Genomic DNA, 18,735 nt, shown 5'->3' on the forward strand with positions numbered 1-18,735 from the left:
ATAAGGAGTGGTCGTGATGACAATCAGCATCTATTTGGCCGGCGATTCGACCGTGCAGCATTATAAGGCTGATTCGCCTCAGGGAGGCTGGGGCGAATTTCTCCAGTCTTATTTATCCGGAAATGTACAGGTGATCAACCGGGCAATCGGGGGCCGGAGTTCAAAAACGTTCGTTGAAGAAGGAAGACTTGCATCTATTTTGGATGTGATCAAACAGGATGATTGGCTGTTCGTTCAGATGGGGCACAATGATGCGTCGAAAGACAAACCAGAACGCTATACAGAGCCGTATACGACGTATAAACAATACTTGAAAATGTACGTTGACGGCGCGCGTCAAAAAGGGGCATCGCCGCTTCTCATCACACCTGTCGCAAGGCTCCATTACAAAGACGGCGTCTTTTTAAACGATTTCCCGGACTACTGCATTGCGATGAAGCAGGTCGCAAGCGAAGAAAACGTCCGCTTGATCGATTTAATGGACAAAAGCCTTCAGCATTTTGCGGAAAAAGGATACAGCGAAGTATTTAAATATTTTATGATCTCGGAAAATGTCAACGACTATACACATTTTACGAAAAAAGGGGCCCGGGAAATGGCGAAGCTCGTCTCGGAGGGCATTCGAGAGCTTGGGCTGCCGTTTGTCAAAGAGACGGTATGAAGATGAACGGAAAGCTGTACCATGGCGCTTGCTTTTATCCCGAATTGTGGGATGAGGATGTGCTGGATGAAGATATCAGGATGATGGAGCGAATCGGGATCAATGTTGTCAGAATCGGGGAGTTTGCCTGGTCAAGGATGGAGCCTGAAAAAGGAAGGATCGATGTCGGATTTTTTGCAGACGTCATCCGAAAGCTCCGCGACAACAAAATTGAAACGGTCATGTGCACGCCGACTGCGACGCCGCCGATCTGGCTGACCCACGGGCACCCGGAAAGAATGCATGTGAATGAAAAAGGGGAGACGATGGGACACGGTTCGAGGCAGCATGCCTGCACAAACCATCCCTATTTCAGAGAGCGGGCCCGGCTGATCATCAAACATATCGCCAAAGAGATCGGAGAACTGCCGGGATTGATCGGATGGCAGCTTGACAATGAATTCAAATGCCATGTCGCAGAATGCATATGTGAAACGTGCCGCACATTATGGCACAAATGGCTGGAAGACCGCTATCAGACGATTGACCGTCTGAATGAGGCATGGGGTACGGGCGTATGGAGCGAAACGTATCAGTGCTTCGAGCAAGTCCCGCAGCCCGGACCGACCCCGTTTTTGCATAATTCTTCTTTAAGGACAATGTATCAGCTGTTTTCGATGGACAAGATTTCTGAATTTGCGCGTGAACAGGCTGAGGTGATCAGAGCATACTCCGATGCCCCGATCACCCATAATAGCAGCGTCATGTTCGGCGTTGATCATGAAGACCTTTTCAAGAGCCTTGATTTTGCCTCGTTTGATACGTACGCCAGCCAGGAAAACAGTCAAGCCTTTTTGTTTAATTGTGATTTATGGAGAAACATCAAAAAAGGACGGCCGTTTTGGATTATGGAGACGAGCCCTTCCTACAGCGCTTCGCTTGAAAGCTATGCGGCGCCTCATCAAAACGGCTATTTGAAAGCTGAAGCGGTTTCTTCTTATGCTCTTGGCGGAGCCGCGTTCTGCTATTGGCTGTGGCGCCAGCAGAGAGCCGGGTCTGAACAGCCGCACGGATCAGTGCTCAGCGCATGGGGGGAGCCTGATGTGGGATATGAAAATGTGCTCGAAGCCGAGCGGGCAAGACGAGAGGTTGAACACATCATGCTGGCTACGGCTCCTTTGCAGGCTGAAACAGCTGTCGTCTATTCGGACCGTGCGAAGGTGTTTTTGAAAACGGAGCCTCATCGGGGTCTTCATTACAGAACGCTGATCACCGAGTTTTATGACCGATTATTAAAGATGGGCATTCACAGGGATGTCATTCTTGAAGGGAGCCCGCTGGACGGCTACAAACTGCTGTTTACGCCGTTTATTCATTATCTTCCCCCTGCTTTTATCAAAAAAGCCGAAGCATTTGCACAAAGCGGCGGCATTTGGATTGCGGGTCCGCTGACGGGCGGAAGAACAGAGCACCATACGATTCACACTGATTGCGGATTGGGGCCTTTAGAAAAATGTTCTGGTGTTAAAACGCTGTTTACATTCCCGATGGATGAGCGGAACTCAAGCGGAACGGCGTTTGGCGCAAAGGCGCCGCTGAGCTTGTGGAGCGCTGTTTTTGAAGCCGGCGGCACCAAGGCTGTCGGGATGATTGAGAAAGGCCCGGCGTCAGGCAAAGCGTTCATCACGGAACACAAATGCGGAAAAGGCAAAATCGTCATGCTCGGGTCGATGCCGGCAGGCGAAGCGGGGGACATCATGATGAAAAAGCTGATCAGCCATTATGCCGAAGAAGCGGGCGTTGAGCAGAAAACCGATGTCACTCCCGGAACAGTCGTCGCGCCCCGGAAAGGAGCAGACGGTCTTGTCTGGGTCGTGATCAATATGGACGGCAAAGGAGGCGCAGTGACACTTGACGGCAACGGAACCGATCTTTTATCCGGCAGGCCCGTAACCGGACGCGTAACACTCGGCCCGCACGACTACCGCGTGATTTTGTTATCAGAGAATAAATGAATCGCCGCAGGCTCTTGCCCGCGGCTTTTTTGGTTTGTTTTGCAAAAAACGATGATTCCTGCAAAAAAGGAGTTGGCATCCCGCTATCATAAGCAAAAAAGGAATATTGACGGTCAATAGGCTAAACAGGAAAATATTCACTGACCAATCGGTTGAACAGAAAGGAGGAACGCTTGTGAAAGCACAGGCTGAACTAAAATGGCTGAATAGAGCGCCTGCTTCGTTCGGCGGGGTGACTTGGGGAGTGCCTTGGGCAAAAGGAGTGCTGCAAAAAGGGGAGACGGCCGTCATCGCTTCGGAAAACGCCCCGTATTTGCAAACATGGCCGCTTGCATATTGGCCTGACGGCTCGATTAAATGGACGGGCCATGCCGCAGTATTCCCAGAAGAAAGCGGACGCCGATTTACATTGCAAAAAGGAAAGCCCGGCGCGCCGAAAACCGTCGTCCGTGTCAGCGAGCAGAAAGACGAAATCACGGTGAATACGGGCGCGATAGTCTGCAAGCTCGGAAAGTCGGGGCCGGCACTGATCCGTTCGATTTCCATTTCCGGGGAAATGATGGCGAAAGAAGGACGGCTCATCGCTTTAAAAGAAAAAAGAAGCGGTTCAGATACACAAAGCATGTATTATATTGAACGGTTTGAGAGCTTGGTCAAACGTGCGGCAATCGAACAAAACGGTCCGGTCAAGACAGTCATCAAGATTGAAGGCGTCCACCGCGGCGGAGGCATCGATGTTTGGCTCCCTTTTACCGTCAGGCTTTCTTTCTATGCCGGTGTCCCGTCCATCCGGATCGTGCACACGATCTTCATCGACTGTAACGCAGAAACGGAATGGATCAAAGGACTCGGTTTAGAGATGAGCGCGGTTTTGAGCGGAGCGCCAAGAAACAGGCATATTCGCTATGCAGCCGACGGAGGAATTTACGGAGAGGCTTCTCAGCTGCTTGTGACGAGAAGATTTAATGAAACAAACGGGTTCTATGAACGACAGATAGCCGGACAGCCTGTCCCGGAAGAGTCGGAAGTCGTGCGTGATGCAGAGAAAAACGCCGTCTGGAACGATTTCAAGCTCATTCAGGATTCCCCTGTTCACTGGCGCTTAAAAAAGCGAACCGGCAAAGACTGCGCCTGGGTGGACGCGATTCATGGGGGGAGAGCGAAAGGGCTGATGTATGCAGGCGGGGAAAATGGCGGCATCGCGCTCGGCCTCAGAAACTTCTTTGAAAAATATCCATCATCGCTTGAAGCGCAAGGTCTTGCCGGCGGCGAAACAAAATTGACGGCATGGTTCTGGCCCCCTGAAGCTGAAGCGATGGACTTCCGCCATTATTCAAAAGGCACTCACGTTGAAAGCGCATATGAAGGGTTTGCCGAAATGAGGTCGACGGCTGTCGGCATTGCCAATACGAGCGAAGTCAACCTCGCCTGTTTTTCAAATCCGCCGAGTAATGAAGAGCTGAACAGAGCGGCGGACGAATGGCAAAATCCCCCATTGCTTATTTGTGAGCCTGACTATTATTATGACACCCGCGCTTTGGGTGTTTGGAGCCTGAAAGATAAACGGCGCCCGCTCTCAGCTGCGCTTGAAGATCAGCTGGACGAGGCTCTCAAGTTTTACATGAACGAAGTCGAACAGCGGGGCTGGTACGGCTATTGGCATTACGGTGATGTGATGCATACGTACGATGCCGTCCGGCATGTATGGCGGTATGACCTGGGCGGCTATGCATGGCAAAACACGGAACTCGTACCGAACCTCTGGCTTTGGCAGTCTTTTTTTAGATCCGGGAGGGAAGACATCTTCAGAATGGCAGAAGCGATGACTCGTCACACTAGCGAAATCGACTGCTACCATTTCGGGGATTATAAAGGCCTCGGTTCAAGGCACAATGTCCTCCATTGGGGCTGCGGCTGCAAGGAAGCGAGAATCAGCATGGCCGGCCTCCACAAGCCTTATTATTTTTTGACGGCGGATGAGAGAACGGGGGAAGTGTTAACCGAGGTGAAAGATGCCGATCGAGCGCTTGAGATGCTTGATCCGATGAGAGCCTATTATCCGGAAAAAGAGTTCCCTGCCCACGCGAGAGTTGGCCCCGACTGGGCGGCGTTCTGTTCCAATTGGCTGACGGAATGGGAGCGGACCGGTGATGAAGCGTACCTTGATAAAATCAACCGGGGAATCGGCCGGCTCAAAGCGCTGCCTCTTCGTCTGCTGTCCGGGCCGACTTTCGGATACGATCCTAAAGCTTCAGATCTGCTTCATATGGGTGACGGGAATCATGGCGGCTATCATATGGTCATCGCCTTTGGCGCCCCGCAAACATGGATGGAGCTTGCAGAACTGCTGGAGGATAACGAATGGAAGGAGATGCTCGGCGAATTCGGCGAATTTTATTTGCTGGCTGATGAAGAAAAGCGCAAGAGGAGCGGCGGGAAGCTTCACGATGATTTATTTCACTGGCCGATGTTCTCCGCTGCCATGGCCGCTTATGCTGCGAGGCTTCACCAAGACCGGAAGCTTGCCGAAAAAGCATGGCGGCTGTTGCTGGACGAAAAACAAAGCCATACACCGCTGCCGATCGCTCCAAAACAAGTCCATGCGTGGAACACGATCACGGAAATCCCTTGGGTCACGACAAACTGCGTCTCACAATGGTGCCTCAACACAATAGCCGTGCTGGAGCTGCTCAAGGATATGCCGCCTGATCAGGACATGCAAGAAAAGATCATCAAAGCAATGAAAGATCATCCCGCTCGCGTGTGAGGGCAAAAAATGAAGGTTGCCGGAAAAATGTAAGCGTTTTAAATTCGAGTGGAACAATGAAACGATCAAAAGGGGGAATTGTAAAATGGCAAGACTGAAGCTGAAGGGAAACAAGTGGCTCGCTGCACCCGCTGTCTTTTTGCTCCTTATCGGGTGCAGTGCAAATGAGACGTCGAATCAAGACGGGAAAGGAAAAGAGAAGGATGCCATTCATATTATGGCTCCGCTCCTCTCGCCGGAAAGTCCGGGAGAAAACAGTCCGTCTTTAAAAGCGCTCGAAAAATACACGAAAAAACAAATTAAAGTGACATGGGTTCCGAACTCTTCCTATAATGATAAATTCAACATCGTCATGGCCTCGGGGGATTTGCCGCAAGCCATTGTCGTCACGGACAAGTCGCCGGGTTTTATCAAGTCTGTCAAATCAGGCGCGTTCTGGGAGCTTTCACCTTATTTAAAAGACTACCCGAACCTTGGAAAGGCCGATGAGAAAGTGATGAAGAACAGTTCCATTAACGGCGAGATTTACGGCATTTACAGGGCGAGGGACCTCATCCGCGCTTCGATTATCATCAGAACGGACTGGCTCGAAAATGTCGGCCTGGAGATGCCGAAAACAATCGACGAATTTTACGACGTACTGAAAGCGTTTAAAGAAAAAGACCCCGACGGAAACGGAAAGGACGATACGTACGGCATGGTAGTCCCGAAATGGATGGGGCTAGGCAACGGGAGCCCATGGGATATTATGCAGACATGGTTCGGTGCTCCAAACCGCTACGGAGTAGACGAAAAAGGGGAACTCATTCCGGACTTCACAACAGAAGAATATATGGAAGCGCTGCGTTTTTTCAAAAAGCTGTATGATGAGGGGCTGATCAATAAAGACTTCGCCGTAATGGATTCAGCGAAGTGGAACGATCCGGTCGTCAAAGGGAAAGCTGGTGTGATCGTCGATACCGGTTCGCGGGCATCGCAGATACAAAGCGCAATGGAGGAAGCCGATCCCGGAAACAAGGATGTGATCGATGTCATCGGAACGGTCAAAGGCCCGAAAGGAACGTATACATTCCCGACATCAGGATACGCCGGAATGATTGCCATCCCGAAAGCGAGCGTCAAAACGGAAAAAGAACTAAAAGAAGTGCTCGGCTTCTTGGACAAAATGAACGATGAAGAGGCACAGATCATTGCCAATAACGGCGTAAAAGGGCGCAACTATAAGCTTGAAAACGGTGCGTACACGTCCCTTGAAAAAAACAACAAAAAACTGCTTTACGAGCACGAGGGTCTTGCGCAGTTCAGCATGGGCATTCCGGAACAAAGATACTATGTGGAAAAGCAAGAATCAAAGCTGTTTAAACACCGTGAACAGATTCGCAAAGAAGGGGAGAAAATCGCCGTATTCAACCCGGCAGAATCGCTCGTTTCAGATGTATACACCCAAAAAGGGGCACAGCTTGACAACATCATCCTCGATGCCAAAACACAGTTTATCATCGGCGACATCGATGAAAAAGGCTTTCAAGACGCCGTTGAGCTTTGGTATAAAAGCGGGGGCGAAGATTTGATGAAAGAACTGAACAAACGCTACAAGGAGACTAAATAGCTCAGGTCTTTAAACAGCACACGAAAGGGGGGATGCGGCACATGGAAATCACCGCAAAAACAGGGAAGCCCGCTGTTAAGACAGAAAAGAAACCGACTGGGCTAGAGGCCGTAAAACGGGATAAATGGCTTTATCTTCTGCTTGTTCCCGGTGTTTTATATTTTCTCATATTTAAATATTGGCCGATGTGGGGCGTATTAATCGCCTTCAAGGATTATTCGCCTTATCTCGGATTTTGGCAGAGCGAATGGGTCGGATTCGAGTATTTTAAAGATTTCTTTATGAATCCTGACTTCTTCCGTCTGCTCCGAAACACGCTTATGCTGGCCGCTCTCGATTTGATCTTTGCATTTCCGGCCCCGCTCATTGTCGCTCTTTTACTGAATGAACTGCGGCACGCCATCTATAAACGGTGCATTCAGACGTTTATATATGTTCCGCATTTCGTCTCATGGACGATCGTCGTCAGCATAACGTTTGTCTTTTTCACGGTTGATACGGGCGTGATGAATAAAGTGCTGCAAAGCATAACGGGCCGAGAGATTGCGTTTCTCTCAGATCCCGAATGGTTCAGGCCGATGATTGTGCTGCAAAGCATATGGAAGGAGACGGGCTGGGGAACGATCCTGTTTCTGGCGGCGCTCGCTTCGGTTGACCAAGAGCAGTATGAAGCGGCAGTGATGGACGGTGCAGGAAGGTTGAGGAGAATGTGGCACATTACCCTTCCGGCCATCAGAAGCACGATCGTCGTGCTTCTCATCTTAAGAATCGGCAGCTTTTTGAACATCGGCTTCGAACAGATTTTTTTAATGACCAATTCCTTAAACCGGAGCGTAGCTGAAATCTTCGACACATATGTCTATGTTGTCGGAATCACGCAGGGCGCATACAGCTACAGTACGGCAGTCGGTCTTTTCAAATCGGTTGTCGGGATCATCCTGATATTCTGCGCCAACTATATCGCGAAAAAGTTTGACCAGGACGGTCTGTTTTAATGAATGGAGGTGAAAGGGATGTCCGGTGCGGAAACGATCCATAACACAAAAGCGGGCCGGGTGTTCGATTGGTTTAATGTGATCTTTCTCGGCTGCTGCGGACTGATAACCGTCTTGCCTTTTCTGTATATTATCGCGGGGTCATTTGCGACGGAGGCCGAGCTGGCGGAAAGGAGCTTCTTTATCTTTCCCGAGACGTTCTCGCTTGACGCGTACCGCTATATTTTTTCAACGCCGACATTTATCAGGAGCATGGGGGTGTCTGTGCTTATAACGGTCGTGGGAACGATCGTCCAGCTCTTTTTTACATTTACGATGGCCTATCCTCTTGCAAAACGGCACATCAAGGGAAGGAATCTGCTTTTGAATCTCGTCATTTTTGCGATGCTTTTCAGCGGAGGAATGATTCCGACGTATATCGTCGTCAAATCACTGGGACTGCTCGATTCCTATTGGGCGCTGATTTTGCCGATGGCGATCAACCCGTTCAATCTCATTATTATTAAAAACTTTTTTCAGCAGCTTCCGAAAGAGCTTGAGGAGTCGGCCAAGATTGACGGCTGTTCAGAAATCGGCGTGTTCTTAAGGATCGCACTGCCGCTGTCTAAGCCGATTATTGCGACTTTTGCGCTGTTTTATGCGGTCGGCATTTGGAACGACTTTTTCCATGCTTTGCTGTACATCAATGACAGTGCGAAATGGCCGCTGCAAATGGTGCTGCGCCAAGTGACGATTCTTTCGGATCTGACGGGGACGACGAATGATATGATGGAAACGGTGCCGCCTGAACAATCGATCAAACTGGCCGTCATCGTCATTGCGACGCTTCCGATTTTAGCCGTGTACCCGTTTTTGCAGAAGCATTTTGCCAAAGGCATTCTGATCGGGTCTGTGAAGGGATAAAAAAAAACCGCCGGGCTCATGTGCCGGCGGCTTCGGCTCAGGCAGCTGAGCCGTTTTTATTTCTTTTTTTCATCCAAAAATAAACCGGGAGACCGACGAGACCGATCAAGATCGACCACAGGCAGCTGTAGAAGTCTGTGATGAGCGTGCTGACAAGGACAAACAATGACCCGAGAATCGCCGCTACAGGCAGGTAAGGATAGAGCGGCACGCTGTAAGATCTTCCTTGGCCGTTCTTCCGTCTCCGCAAAATAAATACCGCGAAAAACGCCATGACATAGAAGATGTAAATCATAAAAATCGAAACCTCTGACAGCTTTTCAGGATTGCTGATGATCATTAAAATGACAGCGATAATCATCTGGACGATGACTGCGATCCAAGGCGTATGGAATGCCGGATGAACATGCGAGATCCAGCGGGAGAAAGGCAGCTGTTTTTTCTCAGCCATCGCAAAGATCACGCGCGGAAAAGACAGAACCTTTCCGTTTAAGCAGCCGAAGATGCTGACGATAATTCCGATGGATATCAGCTTGCCGCCGAGCGGCCCGAACAGCATGGTCGCGGCTGTGCTTGTCGCATTTTCGCCGAGCTTGACAATCTGATCGGCAGGAAGAATGTGAAGCAGCGCCAAGTTAATGAACAGATAGCAGGCAGTGACGATCAGTATGCCGCCTGTCATCGCTTTCGGAAGCACTTTTTCCGGATTCTTCATTTCTCCGCCGAGTGCTGCAAGAAGGATCCAGCCGTCATACGCGAATAGCGTCGCCAATACCGCCGCCCCGAAGTTTTGGCTGGCGATGCTCTCCGTGACCGAACTGAAAATATATTCATCGCCCTGCCATAGACCGAACACAATGATACATACAATGGGAATCAGCTTTCCGATCGTTGTGATCGTCTGAACCGCTCCGCCGTATTTTGTTCCGACGATGTTGACGATGCATAAAAAGGCGACGGTGATGATGCCGATGAGTGCAGTCCAGGATTTATCCCAGGAAAACAAGTTGGCCACAAGCGAGCCGAAATATAATCCAAGTGCGCCGATGATGGCCGGTCCGTAGATGATGATCTGCACCCAGCCGCATAAGAAGCCCCAGAACTCGCCGTAAATTTCTTCAAGATATGTGTAAAGACCGCCTGTTTTCGGAATCTGTGCGCCCAGTTCAGCGATGGTCAGCCCGCCGGCAAGCGTCAAGATTCCGCCGAGAAGCCAGGCGAAAAGAGCGATTTGTGCGTTTCCGGAATAGGAAAGCACGCTGCCGGGCTTCATAAACACGCCGGAACCGATGATCGTTCCAATCACAAGAGATAGCGCAAATAACAAGCCTATCTCTTTTTTTAGTCCGTTTGCTTCTGCATTCATTGCTATGCCTCCCATTGATGTGATCTCTTTCATAGAAAACTATTTTTATATTGTAATACCTTTTTTAAAAAAGAAAAATTAAATAAATTTTCTGATTTTCGTATTTCTTGTATATGTTAAACATTTCAAGGTCGTAAACCCCGGGATAACCATCAATAACCGAACTTTAATATATGATTTTTGATATATTGTTAGTTTTTATAGGAGAGGGAGGGAGGCCCGACCGGGAAGACGGTTTGGTTGACTTTTCAAATCAAATCGCCTATTTTGAAGAAAGAAGAAATCTCGAATTCGAGATATTTAATTGGGAGATGATAGAATGAACGTAAATGGCATTCACCACGTATCTGCTTTAACAGCAAACGCCCAGCATAACCTGGATTTCTATGTCAAAGGGCTTGGCATGAAACTGATAAAGAAATCGGTCAATCAGGACGATCCGACCATGTACCACTTGTTTTACGGGGATGAAGTCGCGTCTCCGGGTTCGGATTTGACATTTTTCGAGATTCCGATGCTTGCCCGGAGACGGGAAGGGACGAACTGTATTTCGGCCGTATCACTTCGGGTTCCCGGTGAACAAGCACTCGAATTTTGGGAGAAGCGGCTTCATGAGCTCGGCACAGAGATTTGCGGCATCGAGACGCGTGCGGGGCGGAGCATTCTCCGCTTTTTAGATCATGAAGGACAGAACATGATGTTTGTAGCTGATGAAAAGGGAAAAGACCATGGAGTGCCTGTGAAAAACGGCGTCATTCCTGAGGATGCTGCAATCAGGGGGCTCGGCCCGGTCGAACTGACTGTCAGGGACGCCGGTCCGACGGCGGCGGTGCTGACCGATATTCTCGGCTTTCATAAAATCGGTGAGGAACAGGCTGACGAATCCGGCCAAACGCTTCACATATTTGAATCGGGTGAAGGAGGAGCAGGCACGGAGGTGCATGTGCAACAGTCAGATGACGGCAGAAGAGAGCGTCCCGGAAGAGGAAGCGTCCATCATGTCGCTTTCCGCGTCAAAGATGAAGAAGAACTTAAGCAGTGGCATGAGATAATCAGTGAGAACGGCTTTTCGAATTCAGGGATTGTGGAACGCTATTATTTTAAGGCGCTGTATTTCAGAGAACCGAACGGCATACTTTTTGAACTGTCGACTGACGGTCCTGGCTTTGCCGTTGATGAATCAATTGATGAGCTCGGCCAAAGCCTTGCCCTTCCGCCGTATCTCGAGCATCGGCGGAAAGAGATTGAAGCGCGGCTGAAACCGATCCGATAAAAAAACGAGGTCCCGAAAAGGACCTCGTTTTTTATATAGGCTCTGTTAAACGTAAATGTTGATATTTGATAACTTTCCATAATATTGGTATAATCAGATGAGAACAAACATTCGATGAGAGGCTATCAAGGTGAGCGAAGCGTTTGCAACTTGTTAAAGTATATCGGCAAATTACCACGAGCTGAAAAAGAACAAGTGTACCAATGGGTTAAACGCTATGCTGAACCTTCTTCCATTGTTGGTGTTCGATTATAACAGAGACATATGACAGTTTGCGACTCGCAAAAATGAATGTGCAGTCCTAATTCAACCATTCAGTAGGATTGTTAGAAAGCGCTGAATAGAAATTTATAAAATGTTGGGTTATTAAAAATGAAAAGTGAGGTTTGTATATGAATACTGTCAGCCAAGAAATCCAAGATTTGTCCATTAAATCTTTGGAATCAACTTTTAATAAACTAACAAATGCTTATAAAAGCACGACAGAAAAAGGTTCAAACACAACTCTTGTCAAAAAGAGACTAAACGCAGTGAAAATTGGTTTAGAAAGCCTAAAAGGTACTTGGTATGGAGAAGATTTCGGCTATAACGAAGAAATCATATTGACTACTAAAAAAGTTTTAAAAGGTATCATTCCATCTATTGAAAAACAAATAGCAAAAGCAAAAGAAGGCAGTCCTCAAAAAACATTAAATGAGCGTCGCCTGACTGCACTAAAACTGGCAATCGAATCTTTGGAGAACCGTCTTATATAAGACGGTTCTTAAATTGTTTCAGAATCGTGTGAGTTACATAACAAGATTGAAGGAAACCGTTTTTACTACGGCTTCCCTTTATTTTTGCGTATTTAACAACATCCAAATCTAACAGAGTCTTTATATAAAAGGCATCCGGCACAGCCGGCGGCCCCGTAAAGGGGGGCATGCTGTTAAGATGATGCGGATTCTTTCTGGTCAAGGGTGATTTGTTTTGTCATGGTTTTGCCGTTTCGAATGAGGGTAACCTTTACCGTATCCCCGATTTTTGCATCGTTGTAAAGAAGGTTGCGCAGCGCGCTTCCTGTATCGGTTTCTTTTCCGTTAAAGCTGACGATGACATCGTTCTCTTTAAGGCCCGCTTTTTCAGCTGGGGAGCCTGAAGCGACCTGGCGGATGTAGACGCCTTTGTTTAACTGGCTGCCGCTTAATCCGAGGGTGCCTGTTTGATAGTTTTCCGGCACCTGCTCAAGATCCATCATGCCGATTCCGATGAACGGGCGCTCAATTTTTCCTTTAGACATCAGCTCTTCTGCAATCGGTTTGACATCATTGCTTGGAATCGCAAATCCGATGCCTTCTACTCCGCTTTCACTGATTTTCATGCTGTTGATGCCGATCACTTCACCCTTTGTATTCAAAAGGGCGCCTCCGCTGTTGCCGGGGTTGATGGCCGCGTCGGTTTGAATGACGTTCATCTCGGTTTGGCCTGCGGATGTATCTACGGAAACGGTCCGATCAACACCGCTGATGATGCCTTGTGTCACCGTGCGGGACAGATCTTTGCCGAGCGGGTTTCCAATAGCGATCACCGATTCGCCTGCTTTCAAGCTTGACGAATCGCCGAAAGAGGCGACTTTTTCCACGTGATCAGCGGAAATTTCAACAACGGCAAGGTCTGTCAACGAATCGCTGCCCAGCAATTTACCTTCCACTTCTTTGCCGTTGGACAGGGAAACCGTCAGTTTAGACGCGCCTTCGACAACGTGGTTATTTGTAATAATGTATGCTTTGCCGTTTGCTTTTTTATAGATGACACCTGAGCCTGTGCCTGTTTCTTGTTCGCTTGAGCTGCTGCTGTTGCTTTCAAAACCGAACATACCGCTCTCTGTTTGTTTTTGATAGTTTGAAATACCGACGATGGCGGGAGATACATTTTCAACCATTGTAGAAATGTCGGACGAATTGGTGCTGGACAATTTTTCGGTATTCGCTTTAGTGGAAGAAGCCGATGAGTTCGACGTCTCGTTTGTTTGCGTCTGGACGGATGTATTGGCCGTTTCGTCTTTGCTATGCTGGTATGTCGTGACGCCGAGAACGAGGCTTCCTCCGATGATGCCGCTGAGAATCGGCGTCATCCACGAGAGTCTCCGCTTTTGCTGTTCTGCTTTTTTTATCGCCTGGTCGGGCTTTTGATCGGAGACGATGAGTTCGTTTTTTGTTTCAAGCTGATCTTCTCTATTATATTCCATCATTTTCACGCTCCTATTGCTATCATATCCTTTGATGCCTTAATCATAAACAAAGACTGTGGGATAAACATGAAAACATTGTGGGAAATTGTCAAAGAAAAAGGATAGAATATATAGGGTGCTATTTATAATATGACATGTCAGAGGTGTTCTAAACGTTGAACAAGATTGGATTTATCGGATACGGAAGCATGGCCCGGATGATTGCGGTGAAACTGCTAGATCAGGGGAAAATCAGGGATGACATGGTGGTCGTCAGCTCAAGGAATGACGGGAAAACAGAGGAGCTGAAAAAGCTTTATCCGAATGTCGCCTGTCAATCAGCTGATGAGCTCGCCAAACAGTGCGGCCTGATCTTCATCTGTGTACCGCCGATGGCGGTAAAAGAAACGCTTGAAAAAATACAGCCGTTTCTTCAGGAGGATGTCCACATCGTTTCGATTGCCGCGGGGGTCGAGCTTGACCGGCTTCACGACTGGACAAGCGGACAGGTGACGAGATACATTCCGACACTCACATCTGAAGCCGGGATCGGCGTTTCGCTTGTTGTCCACGGCGAGCGGGTCGCTGAGGCGGACAAAAGCCGGCTGGAAGAATATCTTTCCGCCTTCAGCACAGTCAAACAGATCAATGAGAGAGATATTGACGCTGCGAGCAATTTAACAAGCTCTTCACCGGGGTTCATCGCTTCGATTTTTGAAGAATTTGCTCAAGCCGCCGTCAGAAACAGCAGCCTCACGAAAGAAGAAGCGTTTCAATTTCTGATTCATTCATTGCTGGGAACAGGCAAGCTGTTAATGGAAAAAGACATGACGTTTGCTCAAACGCTTGATCGGGTGGCGACAAAAGGCGGCATAACCGCAGAAGGTGCGGAAGTCATTCAAGATGCCATGCCGGAAGTCTTTGACGAGCTGTTTGCCAGAACGATGAAGAAATATGAAGTCATCAAAGACGCTGTCCGCCGGCAGTGAACCGCGGCATTCATCGACATATCCGGATATCCGCAAGCTGCCTGACCAGGCAGCTTTTTTATTTGCATTCGACAACATTCATCAAAATTCCAATTTTATATTAAATTTCTAAAATTACCAATTGTTATTGCATTTCTATTAAAATTCTAATATAATTTGTTAGAATATTCCCAAAATAATAAAAAATTTGAGACGTTTTTAAGGGGTGGTTTTTTGTGAAGCTGTATATGTCTGTTGATATGGAGGGGATTTCCGGGCTTCCGGATGATACGTTCGTCGATTCAAGCAAGCCGAACTATGAGAGAGGCCGGAAGATCATGACGGACGAGGCCAATCATGTGATTGACGAAGCGTTCAAAAATGGATGCAGAGAGGTGATTGTTAATGACAGCCACTCTAAAATGAACAACCTGTTAATTGAGAGGCTCCATCCTGAAGCGCGGCTTATTTCGGGAGATGTCAAGCCGTTTTCGATGGTTCAGGGGCTTGATGATACATACGACGGAGCCGTGTTCGTCGGCTACCATGCGAGAGCGTCGATGAGAGGCGTGATGTCGCACAGCATGATTTTCGGCGTCAGACATTTTTACATCAACGATCAGGCGGTCGGCGAGCTGGGGTTCAACGCCTATGTTGCCGGTTATTACGGCGTCCCGGTCATCATGGCTGCCGGTGACAGCGAGGCGGCAGCTGAGGCGGAGGAGCTGATTCCGAACGTAACGACAGCAGCCGTCAAAGAAACGGTCTCCCGTTCGGCGGTCAAATGTCTGACGCCGGAGAAAGCGGGGCGGCTATTAAGAGAACGGATGGCATATGCGATTCAAAACCGCGGTCAAGTCAAGCCGCTCACACCTCCGGACAGGCCGGTGCTGCGGATAGAATTTGCCAATTACGGCCAAGCCGAGTGGGCCAGTCTGATGCCGGGTGCTGAAATCGAACCGCAAACGACGACTGTCCGCTATCAAGCGAAAGACATTCTTGAAGCCTATCAAGCGATGCTTGTCATGACCGAGCTTGCGATGAGAACGACATTCTCCTAGGAAGGTGGGATGAAAATGGCGGGTTACATCATGAAGCGGCTGCTGTGGATGCTGGCAACCATTTTGGTGATCACGACATTGACCTTTGTGATGATGAAAGTGATTCCGGGCTCTCCCTTCAATGAAGAAAGAAATACGAACGAAGCGGTTCAGCGCAACCTTGAGGCTTACTATCAGCTGGATGAGCCTCTCTTTGTTCAATATTTGTACTATGTAAAGTCGATCGTTACCTTTGATTTCGGGCCGTCGATCAAGCAGCCTTCGCAAAGCGTGAACGACTTGCTGTCAAGAGGATTTCCCGTTTCGTTTGAGCTGGGGATGACGGCGCTTATTGTGGCGGTCATTTCCGGAATCGCACTCGGAATCTTTGCTGCGCTGCGGCAAAACGGCATCATCGACTATATAGCGATGACCATTGCCGTACTCGGCATTTCGGTTCCCAACTTTATTATGGCAACCTTGCTGATACAGCAATTTGCCGTTAATTGGAACATATTCCCTCCGTCGACATGGACGAGCCCGCTTCATATGGTGCTTCCGACTGCGGCTTTGGCGATGGGGCCGCTGGCGATTATCGCAAGGCTGACCCGATCCAGCATGATCGAAGTGCTGACGCAGGATTATATCCGAACAGCCCGGGCTAAAGGGCTTTCCCCTTTTAAAATTGTCATGAAGCACGCCCTGAAAAACGCCCTTATGCCTGTTGTAACGATTCTCGGGACGCTTACCGCTGCGATTTTAACGGGGAGCTTCGTCATCGAAAAAATCTTTGCGATTCCGGGCATGGGAAAATATTTTGTTGAAAGCATCAACTCCCGCGATTACCCCGTGATTATGGGCACCACCGTTTTTTACAGCATCATCCTCATCATCATGTTGTTTCTCGTTGACATGGCCTACGGAATACTGGATCCGCGTATTAAACTGCATAAGAAAGGGTGAGCTTATGAGCCTTCCAGTCCGCACAGAAAAAGAAGCGTCTTCAGGCAGTGATATCCCTGTTGAATGGTTTGCCCCGCTGAAACAGAAGCAGGATGAGCGTGAATCCGTCGCAAGGCCGAGTCTGTCATATTGGCAGAACGCCTGGCGGATTTTAAGGAAAAACAAGCTGGCGATGGCGGGATTGGGCGTGTTAATCTTCCTGTTCTTCATGGCTGCTCTCGGACCGGTTCTTTCTCCGCACAGCGTCACCCAGCAGACGCTATCCGAGCAAAACCTGCCTCCGTCGACGGAGCATTGGTTCGGAACTGATGAGCTCGGACGCGATGTGTTTACAAGAACGTGGTACGGAGCGAGGATTTCTCTGTTTGTCGGTGTTATGGCGGCTTTGATCGATTTTGCAATCGGCGTCATCTACGGCGGCATCGCCGGCTATAAAGGCGGCAAAACAGACCACGCCATGATGCGGGTCATCGAAGTGCTGCACGGACTGCCTTATTTATTGGTCGTCATTCTTCTCATGGTCATGATGGGGCCTGGACTCGGGACGATCCTCGTCGCGCTGACTGTCACCGGCTGGGTCGGCATGGCGCGGATCGTCAGGGGGCAGGTTTTGAAGGTGAAGCATGATGAGCATGTTCTCGCATCCAAAACCTTCGGAGCGAAAACGGTAAGGATCATCAGGCGGAATCTGCTTCCTAACATGATGGGAGCGATCATCGTCCAGATGACCTTGACGGTGCCGTCGGCCATTTTTGCCGAGGCATTTCTCAGTTTCCTCGGTTTGGGCATTCAAGCCCCGTTTGCGAGCTGGGGTGTCATGGCGAACGACGGCCTTCCGGTGATCTTGTCGGGACACTGGTGGCGGCTGTTTTTTCCCGCTTTCTTTATTTCATTAACTATGTTCGCCTTTAATGTTGTTGGAGACGGACTGCAGGATGCGTTAGATCCGAAGCTGAGGAGGTAATGTATTTTTGCGGAAAAAAGTATTGGAAGTCGAGAATTTGCATGTTTCATTTACGACATACGGCGGAACGGTCAAAGCCGTCCGCGGCGTGAGCTTTGAGTTATATGAGGGGGAGACGTTTGCGATTGTCGGCGAGTCGGGATGCGGAAAAAGCGTGACATCGCAAAGCATCATGCGGCTTTTGCCGAAGTTTTCGGCAACGGTCACAGACGGTGCGATCCGCTTTAAGGGAAAAGACTTGCGCCACCTGTCCGAAAAAGAGATGAGAAAGATCAGAGGAGCCGAAATCTCAATGATCTTCCAGGATCCGATGACGGCCCTGAATCCGACCTTGACCGTCGGAGACCAGCTGGCAGAAGCGCTGTTGGAACATCGGCCCGTGTCTAAAACAGACGCTCGAAAAGCAGTCATTTCGATGCTTGAGCTCGTCGGGATCCCGAATCCGAAAGAGCGTTTGAGGCAGTATCCGCACCAATTCAGCGGAGGGATGAGGCAGCGGATCGTAATCGCCATGGCGCTCATCTGCGAACCGGAGATTTTGATTGCGGATGAACCGACGACCGCGCTTGATGTCACCATTCAGGCGCAAATTCTTGAGCTTTTTAAAGACATTCAGCGGAAAACCGGGGTATCCATCATTTTAATCACCCATGATTTGGGCGTAGTCGCACAGACGGCAGACAGAATCGCCGTGATGTACGCAGGGAAAATAGCTGAAACGGGAGCGAGGAGGGATATTTTTTACCGTCCGCAGCACCCGTATACAAAAGGCTTGCTGCACTCCGTTCCGAGGCTTGACCTTGAAGATGCAGACCTCGTTCCGATTGACGGAACACCGCCGGATTTGTTTTCTCCGCCTGAAGGATGTCCGTTTACGGCGCGCTGTTCCCGCGCAATGGAAGTGTGCGGCAAAATCCATCCTGCCGTTACAGAAGTCTCGGCGGGTCATCGAGTGTGCTGCTGGCTTCAGGATGAAAGGGCAAAAAGGGCTCTGCTGACAACATAATCATAAAATCGATTTTT

Annotated in this window: 15 protein-coding genes; 13 read left to right on the plus strand and 2 right to left on the minus strand. The window is 49.1% G+C overall.

All coding sequences use genetic code 11. The features are described from left to right. The first annotated feature begins 16 nt into the window (after positions 1–16). From MKY62_RS06955 to MKY62_RS06980, 6 genes are all read left to right on the plus strand, one after another. Complete coding sequence (locus MKY62_RS06955; RefSeq protein WP_011197824.1) at positions 17–661, plus strand: rhamnogalacturonan acetylesterase; 645 nt, start codon at positions 17–19, stop codon at positions 659–661. Continuing rightward, positions 658–2,655: a beta-galactosidase gene (locus MKY62_RS06960; protein WP_009328708.1), complete on the plus strand. Its 1,998-nt coding sequence runs from the start codon at positions 658–660 to the stop codon at positions 2,653–2,655. Before MKY62_RS06955 ends, MKY62_RS06960 begins: the two co-directional genes overlap by 4 nt. A 175-nt stretch (positions 2,656–2,830) precedes the next feature. Further along, complete coding sequence (locus tag MKY62_RS06965) at positions 2,831–5,422, plus strand: hypothetical protein (protein ID WP_009328707.1); 2,592 nt, start codon at positions 2,831–2,833, stop codon at positions 5,420–5,422. A gap of 94 nt (positions 5,423–5,516) precedes the next feature. Then, complete coding sequence (locus MKY62_RS06970; RefSeq protein ID WP_025805688.1) at positions 5,517–7,031, plus strand: extracellular solute-binding protein; 1,515 nt, start codon at positions 5,517–5,519, stop codon at positions 7,029–7,031. Positions 7,032–7,072: 41 nt separating this feature from the next. Next, a complete protein-coding gene (locus MKY62_RS06975) occupies positions 7,073–8,026 on the plus strand; it encodes a sugar ABC transporter permease (protein WP_003180927.1) in 954 nt (317 codons plus the stop codon). Positions 8,027–8,044: 18 nt separating this feature from the next. Continuing rightward, positions 8,045–8,929, plus strand: a complete 885-nt coding sequence (locus MKY62_RS06980) for a carbohydrate ABC transporter permease (protein WP_003180929.1) — start codon at positions 8,045–8,047, stop codon at positions 8,927–8,929. A gap of 37 nt (positions 8,930–8,966) precedes the next feature. Here the strand turns inward: MKY62_RS06980 and MKY62_RS06985 are convergent, their stop codons facing one another. Next, a complete protein-coding gene (locus MKY62_RS06985) occupies positions 8,967–10,295 on the minus strand; it encodes an amino acid permease (protein WP_009328706.1) in 1,329 nt (442 codons plus the stop codon). Between the two features lie 319 nt (positions 10,296–10,614). Here MKY62_RS06985 and MKY62_RS06990 point away from each other — a divergent pair, with 319 nt between their 5' ends. After that, positions 10,615–11,568: a ring-cleaving dioxygenase gene (locus MKY62_RS06990; protein ID WP_009328705.1), complete on the plus strand. Its 954-nt coding sequence runs from the start codon at positions 10,615–10,617 to the stop codon at positions 11,566–11,568. 392 nt (positions 11,569–11,960) lie between these two features. Beyond that, positions 11,961–12,323, plus strand: coding sequence for a hypothetical protein (locus MKY62_RS06995; protein WP_003180937.1), 363 nt, complete (start codon positions 11,961–11,963; stop codon positions 12,321–12,323). Between the two features lie 173 nt (positions 12,324–12,496). Here MKY62_RS06995 and MKY62_RS07000 read toward each other — a convergent pair whose 3' ends face one another. Beyond that, positions 12,497–13,798, minus strand: a complete 1,302-nt coding sequence (locus MKY62_RS07000) for a trypsin-like peptidase domain-containing protein (RefSeq protein ID WP_011201620.1) — start codon at positions 13,796–13,798, stop codon at positions 12,497–12,499. A gap of 155 nt (positions 13,799–13,953) precedes the next feature. Here MKY62_RS07000 and proG point away from each other — a divergent pair, with 155 nt between their 5' ends. The 5 genes from proG (at position 13,954) to MKY62_RS07025 (ending at position 18,718) form a co-directional block, all read left to right on the plus strand. Further along, positions 13,954–14,766 (plus strand): pyrroline-5-carboxylate reductase ProG, encoded by an 813-nt coding sequence (gene proG, locus MKY62_RS07005; RefSeq protein ID WP_009328703.1) that lies wholly within the window; start codon positions 13,954–13,956, stop codon positions 14,764–14,766. A 215-nt stretch (positions 14,767–14,981) separates the two neighbouring features. After that, on the plus strand, positions 14,982–15,806 hold the full coding sequence (locus tag MKY62_RS07010) for a M55 family metallopeptidase (protein WP_009328702.1): 825 nt from the start codon (positions 14,982–14,984) through the stop codon (positions 15,804–15,806). Between the two features lie 15 nt (positions 15,807–15,821). Beyond that, entirely contained in the window at positions 15,822–16,748 is a 927-nt protein-coding gene (locus MKY62_RS07015; protein WP_009328701.1) for an ABC transporter permease, read from the plus strand. A gap of 4 nt (positions 16,749–16,752) precedes the next feature. Next, a complete protein-coding gene (locus tag MKY62_RS07020) occupies positions 16,753–17,712 on the plus strand; it encodes an ABC transporter permease (protein ID WP_009328700.1) in 960 nt (319 codons plus the stop codon). A gap of 7 nt (positions 17,713–17,719) precedes the next feature. Further along, a complete protein-coding gene (locus MKY62_RS07025) occupies positions 17,720–18,718 on the plus strand; it encodes an ABC transporter ATP-binding protein (protein WP_009328699.1) in 999 nt (332 codons plus the stop codon). Positions 18,719–18,735 lie beyond the last annotated feature (17 nt).

This window comes from Bacillus sp. FSL R7-0646, from assembly GCF_037969865.1.
GTDB lineage: Bacteria > Bacillota > Bacilli > Bacillales > Bacillaceae > Bacillus > Bacillus licheniformis.